The organism is Streptomyces sp. NPDC003077 (assembly GCF_040611095.1).
In the GTDB taxonomy this organism is placed as follows: domain Bacteria; phylum Actinomycetota; class Actinomycetes; order Streptomycetales; family Streptomycetaceae; genus Streptomyces.
On record NZ_JBEXNM010000002.1, the window covers coordinates 267113 to 283495 of the forward strand.

The following is a 16383-nucleotide window of genomic DNA, read 5'->3' on the forward strand; positions in this document are numbered from 1 at the left end:
GGCTGGGCACAGGGACACGAGCAGCGGTGCACACGTGGATGCGGGCACGGGCATGGGCGCGGGCGCGGGGACGGGCGCGGGCGCGGGCGCGGATATGCATGTGCACGTAGACGTGAACGCAGTCGTAGACACAGACACAGACGCACACGCAGACGTGAGAACGGACGCGTACCGGCTGCGCGTCGCGTGCATGGAGCGGATCGATACCTACGGAGCCGGGTACTTCCACGGGCGGGACTGGCTGCGGAAGGCGTTTCTCGCCGTCCCGCGCGAACATTTCGTGCCGGATCGGGTCTGGTGGCCCCAGCGGGGCGCGGACGGGTTGTTCCCCCTCCTGGATCGCCGGGTGCGGCCCCGGCGGTGGATCGCGGCGGTGTACCGGCCGCTCGCGGCCCTCGTCACGCAGATCGCGGACGGGCGGATCCGGCCCGAGGACGGGCCGACCGACTGCGCCGAGTTCACCAGCAGCATTTCCTGTCCGGCCGTGGTCGTGGACATGCTCCACCACCTCGACCCGCGACCAGGCGACCGGGTCCTGGAGATCGGCACCGGCACCGGCTACAACACCGCGCTCCTACAGGCGCGCGTCGGGGCCGGCAACCTCGACACCATCGAGATCGACGAGGGCATCGCCGCCCGGGCCCGTACGACGCTGGGCGCTCGGGGCGCCGTCCCCCGCGTGATCACGGGGGACGGCGAGTACGGTCACGCGCCCGGCGCGCCGTACGACCGGCTCCTGTCGACGGCCGCCGTCCGTGAGGTGCCCCGGGCGTGGCTGCGGCAGGTCCGGGCGGGGGGCGTGATCGTCACGCCGCTGGACACGCCGTTCAACTGCGACGCCCTGCTCCGCCTGGTCTGCGACGGTGCCGGCCACGCGACCGGGCACCTCATCAAGGGCATCGGCTTCATGAAGCTGCGCGGCCAGCGCGCCCCGCGCTCGTATGCCTCACTCGGCTGGCCGCCCTGGCCGTCGTACCGCGTGACCGTCGGGCCGGACGAGCAGCGCATCACGGCGGGGGCGGGGGAGGACGAGGGACCGGTGGGGAGTATCAGCGGGACCAGTTGGTGTGAGAGGGATGCCTGTCCTTGAACGCGGGTCGCCAGGCGGTTGCACGTGGGTCGCCAGGTGAGGCGAGCGAACTTGGGTCGCCCGGCGATCGCGCGCGGGCTGCCCGGCGACGGGGCGGAATGCCCTGCGACGGGGTGGCGCGCCCGGTGACGGGGCGGCGTGCCCGGTGACGGGGCGGCGCGCCCGGTGACGGGGTGGCGCGCCCTGCGACGGGGCGGCGTGCCCTGCGACGGGATGGCGTGCCCGGCGACGGGACGGCGACGCCTACCGCCCCACCGCCCCGTCGAACTGCTCCCGCAGGATGTCCGCGTGGCCCGCGTGCCGGGACGTTTCCTCGATCATGTGGACCAGGAGCCAGCGCATCGACGGCGGCGGCGTTTCCCGCAGCGAGCGAGCACCGGGCACGTCCAGGTCCTCGCACGCGGCGGTGAGCGCGTTGCTCGCCGCGATGGCCTGCCGGTAGGTGGTCACCAGAGTGTCGTACGTCTCCTCGGTGGTGGGCAGGGCGTCATCGTCGAGGAGATCCACCTCGGCACCGGCGTACGCCCAGGTGAACCAGTTGTGTTCGACGGCGGTGAGGTGCTTGAGCAGGCCGAACAGGCTGGTGCCGGACGGCACTCCGGGCGTGCGGGCGTCCTGGTCGGGGACGCCCGCCGCCTTGGCGATGACCGCTTCCCGGAGGTAGTCGAGGAAGGCCGACAGGGTGGTCTTCTCGTCGGCGTTGATGCTCGGCGGGCGGAGGTCGCCGCGCGAGGTGGTGTCCGTCGGGCGGCCCGGTGTCACGTCTGGCATGTCTGTCACGTCGGTGACCGTACTCCGTGGGTGGGACGGGAGCGAGGAGGGAGGCGATCTCGGCAACAGAGGAGGGAGGCGATCTCGGCAACATCGGCGGGCGAGGTGGTCGAAGTGCGCGCCTCCCGTGGTGATCCCGGCTTCAGCCGACGCGATCGACGGGCGCCCTTTCCGCCTCCACGGGCGCCCTTTCCCCCTCCACGGGCACCCTTCCCGCCTCCACGGGCACCCTTCCCGCCTCCACGAGCACCCTTTCCGCCTCCACGGGCACCCCTTCCGCCGCCGGTTCAGAAGACGGCTCCTGAACCGGGGCTTCGGCGGTTTCGATGGCCGGAGCCCGGCGGTCGTCGCTCGTCGCCGCGTTGCGCAGTCGCAGCGCGGCGAGCACGGTCACCGCGATACCGGCGGCGATGGCCCAGGTCGCAAGCTTGATCCCGGCGACGAGCTGCGCCGGGTCGGCGTCCGTCCGCGGTCCGTTGGCGGACGCGGCGAGCGCGATCAGCACGGCCAGGCCGACGGCGCCGCCGATCTGCTGGCCGGTGGTGGCGATGCCGCCGCCGATGCCCTGGTCTCCGGCCGGAGCGCCGGTGGAGGCCGCGGCGAACATCGTGGTGAACACCATGCCCCGCCCCAGCGACAGGACGGCCAGGGACGGGACGAGCACGGCGTACGAGACACCGGCACCGATCGACAGGGCGAGCGCCGGGGTGCCCATGATGCCCAGCGCCAGTGACAGCAACAGCGTCGTGCGAACGCCGAGCCTGGTGGCGGCCTTCCCACCGATGACGGTGCCGAGCAGCACACAGCCGGACGGGACGACGAACGCGAACCCGGTCTGCCAGGCCGAATACCCCTGGACGACCTGCCAGAGCTGCGTCAGGAAGTAGGCCAGCGCACCGAAGGTGGCCATGAAGAGGAAGGTGATGACGCTGCCGGTGGACAGGTCGCGGTTGCGGAACAGCCGCAGCGGGACGAGCGGCGACGCGGCCTTCGCCTCGACGAGGAGGAAGAGGACGAACAGCACCAGGGCCACCACCAGCGACCACACCACGACCGGCGCGGTCCACCCGGCCTCCGGACCCTGGACGAGCGCGAACACCAGCAGTGTGGAGGCGACGGTGCCGAGCAGCGCCCCCGGGACGTCGAACCCACCACTGCCCGTGCGGGCCGTCTGAGGGAGCAGGACCAGGGCGGCGATGACGCCGACGCCGGCGAGCAGCACGTTCACGTAGAACACCGCCGACCAGCCGAACCAGTCGGTCAGCAGCCCGCCGAGGACCGAGCCGAGAACCATGCCGGACCCGCCGGCGCCACCCCAGATCGACAGCGCCCGGTTACGCTCGGCGCCCTCCTCGAACAGGGTGGTGACGAGCGAGAGCGTGGCGGGAGCCAGGAACGCGCCGCCCAACCCCTGCGCCGCCCAGCCCCTGCGCCGCCCAGCCCCTGCGCCGCCCGCGCCGCGATCAGCGATACCGGGTCCCCGGCGAGTGCCCCCACCAGGGAGGACGCCGCGTAGAGGAACATGCCGAGGACGAACATGTTCTTCCGGCCGAACAAGTCGGTGGCCCGACCGCCCAGCAGCAGGAACCCGCCGAAGGCGACGGCGTAGGCGGAGACGACCCACTGGAGGTTCTGCGCCGTGAAGCCGAGGTCCGCGCCGATCTCCGGCAGGAACACGAAGACGATGTTGTAGTAGATCGCAATGATCATCTGGGCGAAGGCCGGCAGGGCCCTGGCCGATCAGAATCACTCACCGGGGCTTTCTGCGCCCCGACCAGCCGCGCTCAAGGTTCACCAGCGCCGTTCGTTCATCCCGCGAGTTCTTCCGACCGAGCCTCACCGAGTGCACAAGAGCGACGAGAAGACCGGCACGCGTAATGCGGTCTCGGCTCAACGCCCACGGGAAATCGGTGACGAATTCCCGCACGTCGTGAAAGCATCGACAGGTGATCAATGCTGAGGACCTGGTCGGAAAGTGCCTGGTGCGGGTGACGACATCCTGGCACCACTACCAGGAGACCAAGCCTTCCCTTCTGCACCTGTGGATGCACATGGAGGGCCTTGGCCCAGTCCGTTTCCACACGGTGGGCGACGGTTTGTCCATGGAGATCGACCAGCCTCACGGCCCCTACGACATGGACGAATACGGCCACACCACGGTCGAGGACGACCTGCCCGATTTCCCCATGACCCGGTTCGTCGGCCGGCGGATTCTTTCCGTCCGGGAGATCCGCTACCGGCACGACAACCTCGACTTCGCCATTGGCGTCACCCTGCGATTCGAGACGGGGAGCATTCGCGTCCTCAATCTCGCGGACGAAATCGTGCTCGCCCGTGACGCCTATGACGCCCGTGACGCCCGTGACACCCATGACGAGCACCTGGGCCCGGTCGAGTCATATTTGCGTGCGGGTGACGAGGCCCAAGGCCGGGACGCCTCGCCGTGGCTTCGGGGCGGACAACTCACGGAGCGTTTTCAGCGTGGCCACTGATCGGGTGACGGGATCGGTTCTCGCAACGCACGAGGTTCCGCGCCGTCCGCCCCATGGTTCCTGGCAGGAGAGGGACGTCTACGGGGCGGGACTTGTTGCAGCTGCCTGGTCGAGTGTGGCCGGACACGAGTCGGCGTCCGGGTGTGTGGCGAGGGAGATCAAGGCGTCGAGGCGTTGGCCCGCCGCCTGCAACTCGGCGACCTTGGCCGTCGTGCGGGCCCGTTCGTCAAGCAAGCGCGCCAGCAACTCGGGACCGATGTGGCGTGCATCAATGGCCGGCAGGAGTTCGGCGATCACGCGGCTGGTGAGCCCGGCTGTGTAGAGCTCGCGGATCAGCCGCACACGGTCCTCCGCCGACTCCGGGTAGGCACGTTGCCCTCCTGCCGTGCGCAAGGAACACAGCAGGCCCTGCTCCTCGTAGTAGCGCAAAGCGCGCGTACTGACACCGGCCCGGTCGGCCAGCTCTCCGATACGCACTGTGACTCGCCCCTCGCTCTGCGGTATCCGATTTGCACTTCACGTTGACGTCAAGTTCTAGCGTAGGCCGAAGGGCTGGGGTAATTGCCACCCTCCGCCTGAGGAAAGGACAATCATGGACATTGCTGGTTCCACCGCGTTTGTGACCGGAGCCAACCGGGGCATCGGCCGACGCTTCGTCGACGAATTGCTGGCTCGCGGGGCGAAGAGGGTCTACGGGGCGGCACGCAGCCCAGAGACGATCACCGCATCCGACCCCCGCGTCATCCCGCTCCACCTGGACCTCCTCGACGAGAGGTCGATCACGGATGCGGCCGCCATCGCACAAGACGTGACACTGCTGGTCAACAACGCCGGCATCGCCACGGGAGCCAGCCTGCTGACCGACGACCTGAACGACGTCCGGCGGGAACTGGAGACGCATCTCTTCGGCACCCTCCGCGTCATCCGCGCCTTCGCTCCGGTCCTGGCCGCCCACGGCGGCGGAGCGATCGTGAACGTCCTCTCCGTACTGTCATGGGTCGCCACCCCCCAGGGTTCGGGCTCCTACTCCGTCGCCAAAGCCGCCGAGTGGAACATGACCAACGGCGTACGCGTCGAGCTCGCCGGACAGAAGACCCTGGTCCAGGGCGTCCACCTGGCGGCAGCGGACACCGACATGATGGCGGGCAGCGACGTCCCCAAAATCGATCCCGTCGACGTCGCACGCGCCAGCCTCGACGGCGTGCAGAGCAACTCCCTCGAAGTGCTGGTCGACGACCCCAGCCGTTTCGTCAAGGCGGCCCTGGCGGGCGACCCGGCACAGCTGTACGGCCCTGCGCCCGCCAGGTGAGCCCCTCTCAGCGATGCCTCTCCAGCGTGAGTACGGCCTTGGCGATGACGGTCATGCGGTTGGGGCTGATGCGGGATCTTCGGAAGATCCGCCAGGCCTTCAGGCGTGCCATGCCGCGTTCAACCGGAGCGCGGGCTTGGGCGAGGCTGCGATTGCCGGCGCGCTGGGTGGGGGCGAGTTCCCCGCGGGGCGGTCGCCTGATCCCGGTGGGGACCCAGGGGCCAGCGCCTTGGTAGGCGCGGTCGGCCAGGACAGGGACACCTTGTCGCTCACGGATTCGGATGACGCGGTGGGTTCGGGCCGCGGTCAGGTCGTGGGTCCGCCCCGGCAGGGCGGGTGAGATCCACAGGACCCTGCCGCCGGGGTCGGTGACGACTTGGACGTTCCCCCGTGGCGGCGGTGCTTGGCCGAGTAGTCAGCGCGACTGTCTCCGACGCGGTCGCATTCGGCGAGGGTCCCGTCCAGGAGTACGAACCCGGGGCCTTCTTCGCGCAGTGTTCTCAGTAGGCCCGGCGCGCGGTCGGCGAGCATGTCGGCGACCGAAGTGACGTAGGCATGGGCGGTGCCGACGGATATCCCGAAGCCGGCGGCGATGTGGGCGAGGGCGTCGTGACGATGCAGGTACACGAGGGCGACGAGCGCACGCCGGTGCGGTGGGAGCTTGCAACGGCGGTCACCTTCGCAGGTGACGATGAGCATCGTGACCCACTCGACCAAGGCGTGAGGCAGATCCAGTGCGGCAGGATAGGGAACCAACGAGGCTCCCGCGCCGATGGGTTGAGACTTCGAACATCTCCCTCAACGGCACGGGGGCCTCGTGCGTTTCGGCCCCGCGTCCGCCAGCAGCCCCGTCACCCGACCGGTGGCCACACTGAAAAGGTTCAGTGGCTGCGAGCGAGGCCAGCGGCTCCGAGCGTGGCCAGCAGCTGTGAACGAGGCCAGTGGCTGTACGTGCGCTCGGCCCGCGCCCCGATCACCGTCTGCCGCCTGCCGTCCGCCGTCCGGCCCCCGCCTCACAAGCAGTCGCTGATGGCGTCCAGGGCCTGCCGGACGTGTTCGGCACGGGTCCGGTGGGAGAGCACGCAGAGGCGCACGGTGTGGTGGCCGGCGACGCGGGTGCTGGAGAGGAAGACCCGGCCGGTGGCGTTGACCCGGTCGACGAAGCGCGCGTGCGCGTTCTCGTCGCGGTCACGCAGGCGGAAGGCGACCGTCGTCAGGTCCGGGGTCCAGGGCACGGTGATCCTCGGTTCCGCGGCGAGCGCGGCGTGGGCCCGTGCGGCCAGGTCGAGGCGCTCGTCCAGGGCCTCGCGGAAGGCGGCGGTGCCGTGCAGGTGGAGCGGCAGCCACAGGCGCAACCCCCGGAACGGCCGGGTCAGTTCGGGCCCGAGGTCGGCGAAGTCGGGCAGTGCCGTGTCCTTGTCGACGTCCTGGAGGTAGGGGGTGTCGTCCAGGACGAACGCCGCGCGCAGGTCGCCCCGGTCGCGGACCAGCAGCACTCCGGTGCCGAAGGGAAGGAACAGGCTCTTGTGCGGATCGAGGGCGATGGAGTCGGCCCGCTCGATGCCCGCCAGGCGGGCCCGGCCGCGGTCGGTCAGCTGGAAGAACCCGCCGTAGGCGGCGTCGGCGTGCAGCCACATTCCCTCCTGGCGGGCGAGGGCGGCGATGTCGGCCAGCGGATCGATGCTGCCGGTATCGGAGGACCCGGCGGTGGCGATGACGCAGAACGGCCGCAGCCCCGCCTTGCGGTCCGTGTCGATCAGGGCGCGCGCGGCCTCGACGTCCATGCGCAGGTCGGCGTCGACCGGCACGGTGCGCACCTGGCCGGGGTGCAGGCCGGCGATGCTCGCGGCCTTGGCGATGGAGCGGTGGGCGCAGGCGGTCAGATACAGGGTGCCCCGGGCGGTCTCCCGGGGGTCCAGGTGCCGGGTGCGGGCCGCGACGACGGCGGACAGGGCGGCCATCGAGGCACCCGAGCAGGTGACCCCGGCGGCGGCCGACGGCAGCTCGAACAGGTCGCACAGCCAGCGCAGCACGCCCTGCTCCAGGGCGACCGCGCCGGGCGCGTGGCCGGCCAGCCCGGTGTGCCGGTTGACGGCCGAGGCGAGGAACTCCGCGAGCGCGGCGGACACCAGCCCACCGCCGGGCACGAACCCCATCATGCGAGGGCCGGCCATCTCCGCTCCCATGGACACGGCCTGCCCCAACACCTCCAGCAGCTCCCGCAGGTCACCCGGCGTCCGCGGCGGTGCTTGCCGCAGACGGGCCCAGAGCTGTGGCGCGGCGGGCTCGTACGCGGCCGGTGCCTGCGCCAGCCCGGCGACGAACCGGAGCACGAAGGCGACCGTCTGATCCGCCCATTCCCGCACTTCGCCGTCGTCCGGTTCCATCCGGCCGAAGCCGCCGGAGGGCCGTGCACCTGTTGCCCGATCACAGGGCTGCGCGCCCGTTGCCCAATCCACGATGATTCTCCCTGAAGCCCGGACGGCTGCGCGGCGTCGGACAGCCTTCGGCGGCGGACGGCGGCGGATACGGACGGCGCACGGCCCACCCCAGGCTCGGACATCCTCTGCGGGCGACGGACCGATCGCACCCCGCTCGACGCCGCCTGCGAGCCGGACGCGGACCTCCTGGGCCGACGAAAGCGGCGGACCTTCTGGGCCGACGAAAGCGGCGGACCTCCTGGGCGGACGAAAGCGTCAGTGCGAGACGTCAGTGCGAGATCACCACAGCACCGGAAGCCGTTCCGGGGTGCGCTTGACCCACCCCGAGCGCCAGTTGATCTCGCTCTCCGGGATCGCCAGGCGCAGGTCGGGCAGGCGCTCCAGGACGGCGGACAGGGCGACGGACGCGTGGGTGCGGGCGAGCGTGGTGGCCGGGCAGTAGCCCTGCCCGCTGCCGAAGGACAGATGCGGGCATTCCCCACGTGTCAGGTCCAGCCGGAGCGGGTCCTCGAAGACGGCCGGATCGTAGTTGGCGCCTTCGACCAGGACGAGAACCAGGTCCCCCGCGGCGATGGGCACCCCTCCCAGCTCGGTGTCCCGGGTGGCGACCCGCGGGAGTCCGTCACCGATGGCAAGGTTGAAACGCAGCAGCTCCTCGACCGCGGACTCCATGGCCTCGGGGTGGGCACGCAGCCACCGCAACTGGTCAGGGCGCTGCATGAGATGCAGCAACGACAGCAGCAAAAACACCGAGGAGCTCACTGCCCCGGCCACGAACAACCCGTGCAGCATCCGCGCCATCTGCTCATCGGCATCGTCCGTCCCCGTTTCCGTTCTTGCTCCTGTTCCCGCTCCCGTCCCCATTCCTGCTCCTGTCCCCGTCCCCGTTCCCGTTCCCGCTCCCGTCTCCGTTCCCGTTCCCGTCTCCGCTTGCTCGGCCCGCAGGCGGGCCAGCGCACCCAGCAGTCCCGGGGCCTCGACGGCGCCGGGCGCCCGAAGGAGAGCGGCCATCGATGCCGTGCCCTTGTCGTAGTTGACCTGGGCGCCCTCGAAGAGGTGCGGCACGGTCATGATGGCGATGTCGAGCCCGTTCATCAGCACCCGCCCGTGATCATCGGGCATCCCCAGAACGGCGGACATCACGGACACGGTGTAGGGGTCGGTGAACCGCGCCCGCAGGTCCACCGGCGGCCCCTCGGCCACCAGCTCGTCGAGCAGCGCCTCGGCCCGGAGGCGGAAGCCACCGGAAGCCTCCTTGATCACGCGGGGGGACACGGCCCGCATGATCGCCTCCCGCAGCCCCGCGTCCTGCATCTCCTGCAAGGTTCTGCGATTGGTCTCGGGGAAGACCGGCGCGTACTGCAAGCGCGCACCGGGCTCGGCCAGGGCCGACAGACTGAAGACGTCGTCGTGCAGGACCCGGCCGGCCAGTTCGTGCGTGGACACCAGCCAGGCCGGCTCCCCGGTCAGCGTACGGACGCGGGCCACGGGCCGGTGCTCCCGCAGCCACGCGCACGTTTCGGGGACGACGTCGCCGCGCCGGGAGAGGGGCCACTCCACGTCCATGTCCACCGGGTGCCTCGCCTCGGTGGCGCTGTCCGGCTGCGTACTCATCTCCGACTCCCTCCACGGAGCCGGACCGGGGCCGGTGTGCGGCGGCCAGGCATCCGGCCCGGCTGACGACGGCCAAGTGGCCCGGGCGCGGCCAGCATGCCCAGCCGTCCCCTGCCGCCGCATCCGAACTCACCCGTACCGGCCCGCCATTTCGTCCTTTCAGTCGGTGGTACACCACTGCGACAGCGCACGCCCCGGGCGCCGCGGCGACCGCCCCGTCCCGCAGCCGTGAGGTCTGGCGAAGGGGGGCTGGAGGCCGGGAGTGCGAGTCGGGCCGCGCTGTGAAACATGTCACCGAACGCTGTCAGACGTTCGTTACGGGCGCTTGGCTGTCGTCTCCGGACGTCGTCTCCGGACGTCGCCTCCGAACGCCGTCTCCGAACGCCGTCTCCGAACGCCGTCTCCGAACGCCGTCTCCGGACAGGACTGCACGCCCCGTCAGGCAGCCCCCGCCATGCCCCCATCCTGTCCCCCCGTCAGGCGGCCATCGTCATGCCACCCAGCACCGGCTCGCCGCTCTCCGCCCACCGGGTGGCGATCAGCTCGCGCGTCGCCGGGTCGGACAGGAGGAGGACGAGGCGGAAGCCCCCTTGGCGGGTGAAGTCGAGCGTGACGCGGGTGAAGCCGACCAGTCCGAGCCCCGGGTGGTCCATGGCCTGGGTGAGGCACGACCCGTCCGCCACGACACGCTGGTCCCACAGCCGCGTGAACTCCTCGCTGTCCCGCCGCAAGCCGTCGATCACCGTGGACACCTCGGGGTCCTCGACGCGTCCCCCGCTGTGGGCCCGGAAGCGGGCGACCGTGTCCGAGGCGTCGCGCTCCCAGTCGGGGAACAGGCGCCGGAAGGACGGGTCGGTGAACAGCAGCCGCAGGTAGTTGCCCTCGGCGAGCTGCGAGCCGAGCAGCAACCGCGCCGCGCTGTTGGCCGCCATGACGTTCCAGCAGCAGTCCACGACATAGGCGGGGTCGGGCAGGTACGCGTTCACGACCTGGGGGATCACCAGACCGTCGTGCCGGGCCTGTTCGCGCGACGGCCCGGCGATCGAGGACCCGGCGATCCCGGCGAGCATCGCCACCTCTCCCCGGCGCAGCCCTGGCCGACGGCGACCGGACGCCGTCGGAAGCCCCACGCTCTCGGGCGCGACCTCGGCTCGCCTCGCGGCAAGGAATCGCCCCAGCTCAACGGCCTTGGCGTTCGACTTGGCAGCTCTTTCCGTCGCGAGCACGACAATAATCCGTGCGTTCGTACGCGACGGGTGAGGCGTACCTGAGAGGACGCGACGCCGAGGCCGACGCCGACGCCGAGGCCGACGCCGACGCCGAGGCCGACGCCGTGACTCTCGCCCCCTGGCGTCCCCCACGCCCACCGCATCGATAACACCGACCGCACCGACCCGACAGCACCGACCGCACCGACCACATCGACCACCCCAGCGCACCCAGCAGAACGCCGCCCCTTCCCCACCCCAACGATGTCTCAAACCCCACTGTCCCTAGGTCGCCCGCACCTTGGCTCGTTTCCGTCGGATGCCCGTGGAATGGCGTTGACGTGCTTCTTTTCCCGTACTTACGGTGATCACGTCATCGGTTGTCCCAAGCGGCCAGGGGCGAAGGGGAGGGTTCCGGCGGCCGGATACCACCCCCGGACAGTGCGCGGCTCGGGACGTGCGGTGTCGCGCTGGGCACCGACCGGGCAGGACCGGAGGGTGCCGTTCCGGCCTCGTGTCCCCGCCTCCTCAGGCGTCGCCCCCCACGCCATCGCCCCGCTCCGTCGGTACGTCAACGCCGTGCGGCCCGCGACCGCCCGACGGGCAGCACGGGCCCTCCCAGGAAGAGGAATCCATGCGAATCCTGTGCACCTCGACCGGCTCCCCCTCACACGGTCGGGCCCTCCTGCCGCTGGCCCGCGCGCTGGCCGCGGCCGGACACGAGGTCACGGTGGCCTCGACGCCGGAACTGGCGTCGGTGTTCGCCAACGACGACGTGACCCTGACCCCCTGCCTCCCGCCGATGCCGGTCCCGTCCGCGCCGGACGTGTCCGCGGGCGCCGACGGGAGCGGTGGGCCCGGGGTCCAAGACCCCGCCGCGCCCACCGGGTTGGGCGGTGCGGGGGAGATGATCGCCAAGTGGCTGACGGGTCCGCACGCCGTCGACAGCTTCCGTGCGCTGCAGCCGCTGGCCCGCGGCTTCCACCCGGACGTCATCATCCGTGACGGCATGGACCTGTCCGCGGTCCTGGTCGCGGAGCAGCTCGGCGTCCCGCACCTGCCCATACCGTCCGGCATCGTCAACACGATCAACCCGGAGTGGCTGCTGTCGGACATGAACCGGCTGCGGGAGGAGTTCGGGCTGCCCACACAGGAGTCCGCGGCGTCGCTCTACCCGTACGGCCGGTTCGACTACCTGCCCGCCGAGTACTCCTTCGGCCACTTCCCGACCTCGGTCCTGGCCTACCGGCAGACCACGATGGTGGACCGCACCTCCGGGCTGCCGGGCTGGCTGGCCGACCTGCCCGCCGACCGCCCGCTGGTCTACGCCGCGATCGGCACCGCCCTGCCGATGGTCCGGAACATGCTGCCCGACCAGGAGTTCAGCAACGGCATGACCGACCCCGAGGTCGCGCTGCGGGACATGATCGACGCGCTGTCGCAGCTCGACTGCACCGCCGTCGTCTCGACCGGCGGCATCGAACTCGACGGCGTCGAACCGGCCCCGCACGTCCGCCTGACGGAACGGATCGCGCAGCCCCTGCTGCTGGAGTGCGCCGACCTCTTCGTCACCCACGGCGGCTACAACAGCATCCGGGAGGCGCTGCGCACCGCGACGCCCATGGTCGTCATCCCGAACTTCGGCGACCAGCCGCCGAACGCCGAGCGCGTCCAGGAACTCGGCCTCGGCCGCCACGTCACCGAATCCGGCTCGGAGCCCATCGTCACCGCGTGCCGCGAGGTTCTCGCCGACGACAAGATGGCCGCCCGCCTGCGCCGTGCCCGGCTCGCCACCCTCGCGCTGCCCGACCTGAGCCAGGCCGCGGCCGACTTGGAGAAGCTGCTGGCCCGCGACTGAGCGGGGGCGTTGCGAGGTGTTCCGGTGGGGCGGGGATCGTGAGGTCCCCGTCCCACCGTGTTCGTCATGCTTTGTGCTGATAATCCACCCGAATTAGTTCGGAAAGAACGATTCTTCAGCCGCCGGATGGGGTTCAAATGTCACCTTTACGAATGAGGTCAGGCCCATCGGCTGACGCGGGCCGTCGGTTGTCACCCCTGCCGGTGGTGCCCGGCGTGGGGCGTTTCTGAAGTAATTGTCGGATCGTTGGCCCGTCTGAGCTGTGTGACCGGCCGGCAATCAGGCCGACCCGGAACCCCGGCCGACGTCGATCCACCCACGCACAAGGAGGCACGCCATGCGTGCACGCACCCTCGCCGCCGCCCTCGTCCCGTCCGCCCTCGCCGTGGGCTCGGTGCTCGCCCTCGCCCCCACGGCGTCCGCGGCACCTCATAGGCCCACGCCCCACCAGTTCGTGGCCGGCGGTGGCGTCGTCAAGATCTGCACCCGGGGCACGTTCCTCGACGGCCTGGTCAGCATGGGCTGCCGGGCACCCCACGCGCTCGGAACCGCCACCACCTGGCGTGACCTGCGGGAGGAGGAAGACGCCGTGACACCGATGCTCTGCCGGCCCTCCCTGGTGAACGAACTCTTCGAACGCACGGAGGTCGCGGCCACGGGCGCGGGCGCCGCCCTCCAGTGCACGCCGGTCCCCTCCGCCTGGTACCGGTAGGGCCACGCCGCACCACGGCGGCGACACCGGGCCGGGAGCCGGCCGACACCTTCCTCGGGGTGTCGGCCGGCTCCTCGCATGTCGCGGGGCGTCAGTGGGTGGCGTGCGCTGATGCGCCTCGCCGCACGTTCGATCACCGGCGCCTTTCGATCACCGGCGCATGGCGGCGATCGTCGGCGAGTACCGGGAGTAGCGGCAAGCGCAGCCAGATGATTGACAAGATCATCGGGCGGTGACGAGCATCTACAGGCGTTGAGCAGGTGCTGACGTGCTGACGGACTTGAGCAGGTTCTGACGGGCGCTGACGGGCGTTGACCGGCGTTCATGGGCGTCGGTGCCGACGACCGCTGGGCAAGCACGGGTGGGACGGGCAACGCTGGTACTGGCGACGGTCGGCACGGCAAGCGTCGGCACATACGGACGACCGGTGGCAGGCGTCGGTGATGACTTCGGCATTCACTGGCGGCGGTCCCTTCTGTTCCGTTCCTTCTGTTCCGTTACGGACGGAACGGTCGCTGTCACCGGCTTCGCTTTCCCGTTCCGTCCCCGTTCCTTCGGCGCTGTCACCACACGAATCACATAAGGGAGTTCTCATGCTGAAGATCAAGGATTTCGACCACCTCGTCTTGAACGTGCAGGACGTGGAGCGGTCGCTGGAGTTCTACTGCGGACCGCTCGGTATGGAGCCGGTCCGGGTGGAGGAGTGGCGGGCCGGGAAGGTCCCGTTCCCGTCGGTGCGGGTCAGCCCGGTCACGATCATCGACCTGGTCAGCCGCCCGCGCGGTGAGTCGAACGTGGACCACATCTGCCTGGTCGTGGAGCCGCTGGACTGGCAGCAGGTCATCGACTCGGGCGCGCTCACCGTGCTGGAAGGCCCGGTGCCGCGCTTCGGCGCGCGTGGCGAGGCCCAGTCGATCTACGTGTCGGACCCGGACGGCAACACGGTCGAACTGCGCTGGTACCCGCAGGACGCCAAGGACGCCAAGGACGCCAAGGACACCCAGGACGCCCAGGAGTGAGCGCCCGGGTGGGGCGGATCGTCCTCGGCGGATGAGCCGGCGGATGAGCCGGTGGATGAGACTGCCGGCGTCGTCCCCTGTGACGTCGCCGGCGGCCGGCTTCCGGGCCGTCAGGGACAGAGAGCGAAGACGCCCTGATCAACGGGGCGGGACGTGCGACGTCATGCCGGTGGGGCGAGGAGCTACGGGCACACGAGCTGGTTCCCCTTGATTCCGGCGAGCAGCGCCGCGAAATCGATACGGCTGACGGTGACGGTCACGGCGGGGATGTCGCTCTCCCGCAACAGGAGACGGCCTTCGTGGGCTGCCACCTCCACACAATTGCTCTCCGCGTCCGTGGAGAAAGACGACTTCTGCCACTGCATTGCCACGAGTTCCACGCTTCCACGCTTTCAGGCTTGGTTGGCGATGTGGTGAATGAGGTCCCGTGACCGCTTCGGAGTGAGGGATATCGCCTCTGTGCGGTCGAGAACCCCGCGGTAGTTGATGAGCTGCGCTTCCGTGTGCAGGAAGTCCATGCCGGTCGCGGTGTCCAACTGCACGGTGTCCAACTGCGGGACCGGCCCGTACGCGTACAGGGTCGAACTCCCGGCATTGGGGAAACCACCGGCCGAGAACGGAATGACCCTGACGGTGATGTTCTCCCGCTCGGATTCGCGGAGCACGTGCTCCAACTGCGCCCGGTGCACTTTCCGGTCGCCGAACACCAGGCGCAGGGCGGCCTCGTGAATGAGGAAAGTGCACGGCGGCCGGTCGGGACGGTCGAGCACGTCACGGCGTTTGAGCCGGTGGGAGAGCCTGCGGCGGAGATCGGTCGCGTTCAGCGGCGGCACGGCCTGGGCGAAGACGGCGCGGGCGTACTCCTCCGTCTGCAAAAGTCCCGGCACGTGCATGATCTGGACGGTGCGCAGGGCACGAGCGTGGTGTTCCAGCTCGGCGAGATCGAGTGCGGCGTGAGACAGGCTGTCCCGATACTCTTCCCACCAGCCTTTTCCGCGTTCCTCCGCCATGGCCATAAGGGCTTCCACGTAAGGGGAGTCGGTGCACGCGTAATGCGCCGCCCAGGTGCGTACGCGCTCGCCACTCACACCGAACCGGCCGAATTCGGTATTGCTGATCGCCGTACGGTCGGTGCCGAGGAGTCCGGCGGCTTCGTTGAGCGTGAGGCCGGCACGTTCACGCAGCTTCCGCAACTCGGCACCCAGGCGGCGCTGGCGGGCGGTCGGGACCTTACGTGGCGGCATCGTCCTCCCCATCTGTCGGCCCTCAGTGTGACCCGTATCTCCGGGGTGGTCCAATTCGTTCCGCACCTGTGCCGCACAGGGCAAACGAGTGCTACGTGACCGGTGGTTGGGTCGGCCGTGGCGCGCGACGCGCCGAGGAGTTCGTCTTCCCAGCCCGTCCCGGAGCTCGTCCCGAAGCTCGTACTGAAGCTCGTCCCGGAGTTCGCCCTGACGCTCGTTCTGAAGCTCGTCCCGGAATCGATCGCGGCTGCCTGGGGTGGAGGGGGCCCGGGCCTGCCGAAGGCGGGGCGCGTCAGGGGAGGGGCGCGCCCTCGGGGGATGAGGGGGGCGGTCGGTGAGCCGGGAGTTTTACGGCCGTAAAAACGCGATCTTGGTGAGAGGGGCGGGGGGCGGTGGGCGAGGGGCGAGGAATGAGGTACCGGGCCGGTCGGCTGTGTGCTGCGTCCTCGTTCGTATCCGCTTGCCACCATCGGACGCGCACCAGTGTCAAGGGCGACACACCGAACGTAGTGTGATGAGTGAGGCTATCTGCCGATATGGCGTACTGCCGGATGGATAGACGTATCTGTCTGCGTATCTATATCTACCGATGCACGAACACATGTACGGGATAAGTGAAGGAGTC

The 16383-nt window shown here is 70.2% G+C and carries 15 protein-coding genes and 1 pseudogene; 6 read left to right on the forward strand and 10 right to left on the reverse strand.

Annotated features, from left to right (window positions below; genetic code table 11):
* The first annotated feature begins 154 nt into the window (after positions 1–154).
* Positions 155–1090, forward strand: coding sequence for a methyltransferase domain-containing protein (locus tag ABZX96_RS02530; RefSeq protein ID WP_355536533.1), 936 nt, complete (start codon positions 155–157; stop codon positions 1088–1090).
* A gap of 243 nt (positions 1091–1333) precedes the next feature.
* On the opposite strand, the gene ABZX96_RS02535 is transcribed toward ABZX96_RS02530, so the two are convergent.
* From ABZX96_RS02535 to ABZX96_RS02545, 3 genes are all read right to left on the reverse strand, one after another.
* The gene (locus ABZX96_RS02535; protein ID WP_355536708.1) at positions 1334–1861 is read right to left on the reverse strand and encodes a DinB family protein; all 528 of its coding nucleotides are present in this window, start codon (positions 1859–1861) and stop codon (positions 1334–1336) included.
* Between the two features lie 142 nt (positions 1862–2003).
* A complete protein-coding gene (locus ABZX96_RS02540) occupies positions 2004–3155 on the reverse strand; it encodes an MFS transporter (protein ID WP_355536536.1) in 1152 nt (383 codons plus the stop codon).
* A complete protein-coding gene (locus ABZX96_RS02545) occupies positions 3122–3571 on the reverse strand; it encodes an MFS transporter (protein WP_355536539.1) in 450 nt (149 codons plus the stop codon). The genes ABZX96_RS02540 and ABZX96_RS02545 overlap by 34 nt, the downstream gene beginning before the upstream one ends.
* Before the next feature lie 236 nt (positions 3572–3807).
* Between ABZX96_RS02545 and ABZX96_RS02550 the strand changes: the two genes are divergently transcribed.
* Entirely contained in the window at positions 3808–4353 is a 546-nt protein-coding gene (locus ABZX96_RS02550) for a hypothetical protein (RefSeq protein ID WP_355536542.1), read from the forward strand.
* Between the two features lie 78 nt (positions 4354–4431).
* Here ABZX96_RS02550 and ABZX96_RS02555 read toward each other — a convergent pair whose 3' ends face one another.
* On the reverse strand, positions 4432–4830 hold the full coding sequence (locus ABZX96_RS02555) for a MerR family transcriptional regulator (RefSeq protein WP_355536545.1): 399 nt from the start codon (positions 4828–4830) through the stop codon (positions 4432–4434).
* A 115-nt stretch (positions 4831–4945) separates the two neighbouring features.
* Here ABZX96_RS02555 and ABZX96_RS02560 point away from each other — a divergent pair, with 115 nt between their 5' ends.
* A complete protein-coding gene (locus tag ABZX96_RS02560; RefSeq protein ID WP_355536548.1) occupies positions 4946–5662 on the forward strand; it encodes an SDR family oxidoreductase in 717 nt (238 codons plus the stop codon).
* Between the two features lie 7 nt (positions 5663–5669).
* Here the strand turns inward: ABZX96_RS02560 and ABZX96_RS02565 are convergent.
* The 4 genes and pseudogenes from ABZX96_RS02565 to ABZX96_RS02580 form a co-directional block, all read right to left on the reverse strand.
* Positions 5670–6418 (reverse strand): annotated as a pseudogene (locus tag ABZX96_RS02565) (transposase family protein).
* Positions 6419–6675: 257 nt separating this feature from the next.
* Positions 6676–8121: an aminotransferase class V-fold PLP-dependent enzyme gene (locus ABZX96_RS02570; protein ID WP_355536551.1), complete on the reverse strand. Its 1446-nt coding sequence runs from the start codon at positions 8119–8121 to the stop codon at positions 6676–6678.
* Positions 8122–8382: 261 nt separating this feature from the next.
* The gene (locus ABZX96_RS02575; protein WP_355536554.1) at positions 8383–9717 is read right to left on the reverse strand and encodes a cytochrome P450; all 1335 of its coding nucleotides are present in this window, start codon (positions 9715–9717) and stop codon (positions 8383–8385) included.
* Between the two features lie 476 nt (positions 9718–10193).
* Complete coding sequence (locus ABZX96_RS02580; RefSeq protein ID WP_355536557.1) at positions 10194–10787, reverse strand: hypothetical protein; 594 nt, start codon at positions 10785–10787, stop codon at positions 10194–10196.
* Between the two features lie 772 nt (positions 10788–11559).
* On the opposite strand from ABZX96_RS02580, the gene ABZX96_RS02585 reads away from it, so the two are divergent.
* The 3 genes from ABZX96_RS02585 to ABZX96_RS02595 all read left to right on the forward strand — a co-directional run bounded on the left by ABZX96_RS02585 (position 11560) and on the right by ABZX96_RS02595 (position 14514).
* Complete coding sequence (locus tag ABZX96_RS02585; protein ID WP_355536560.1) at positions 11560–12783, forward strand: glycosyltransferase; 1224 nt, start codon at positions 11560–11562, stop codon at positions 12781–12783.
* Between the two features lie 337 nt (positions 12784–13120).
* Positions 13121–13495, forward strand: coding sequence for a hypothetical protein (locus tag ABZX96_RS02590; RefSeq protein ID WP_355536563.1), 375 nt, complete (start codon positions 13121–13123; stop codon positions 13493–13495).
* Between the two features lie 593 nt (positions 13496–14088).
* Complete coding sequence (locus tag ABZX96_RS02595) at positions 14089–14514, forward strand: VOC family protein (RefSeq protein ID WP_355536566.1); 426 nt, start codon at positions 14089–14091, stop codon at positions 14512–14514.
* 182 nt (positions 14515–14696) lie between these two features.
* Here ABZX96_RS02595 and ABZX96_RS02600 read toward each other — a convergent pair whose 3' ends face one another.
* Together ABZX96_RS02600 and ABZX96_RS02605 are read right to left on the reverse strand one after the other, a co-directional pair.
* Positions 14697–14894 (reverse strand): DUF397 domain-containing protein, encoded by a 198-nt coding sequence (locus tag ABZX96_RS02600; RefSeq protein WP_355536569.1) that lies wholly within the window; start codon positions 14892–14894, stop codon positions 14697–14699.
* Between the two features lie 12 nt (positions 14895–14906).
* Positions 14907–15758 (reverse strand): Scr1 family TA system antitoxin-like transcriptional regulator, encoded by an 852-nt coding sequence (locus ABZX96_RS02605; protein WP_355536572.1) that lies wholly within the window; start codon positions 15756–15758, stop codon positions 14907–14909.
* Positions 15759–16383 lie beyond the last annotated feature (625 nt).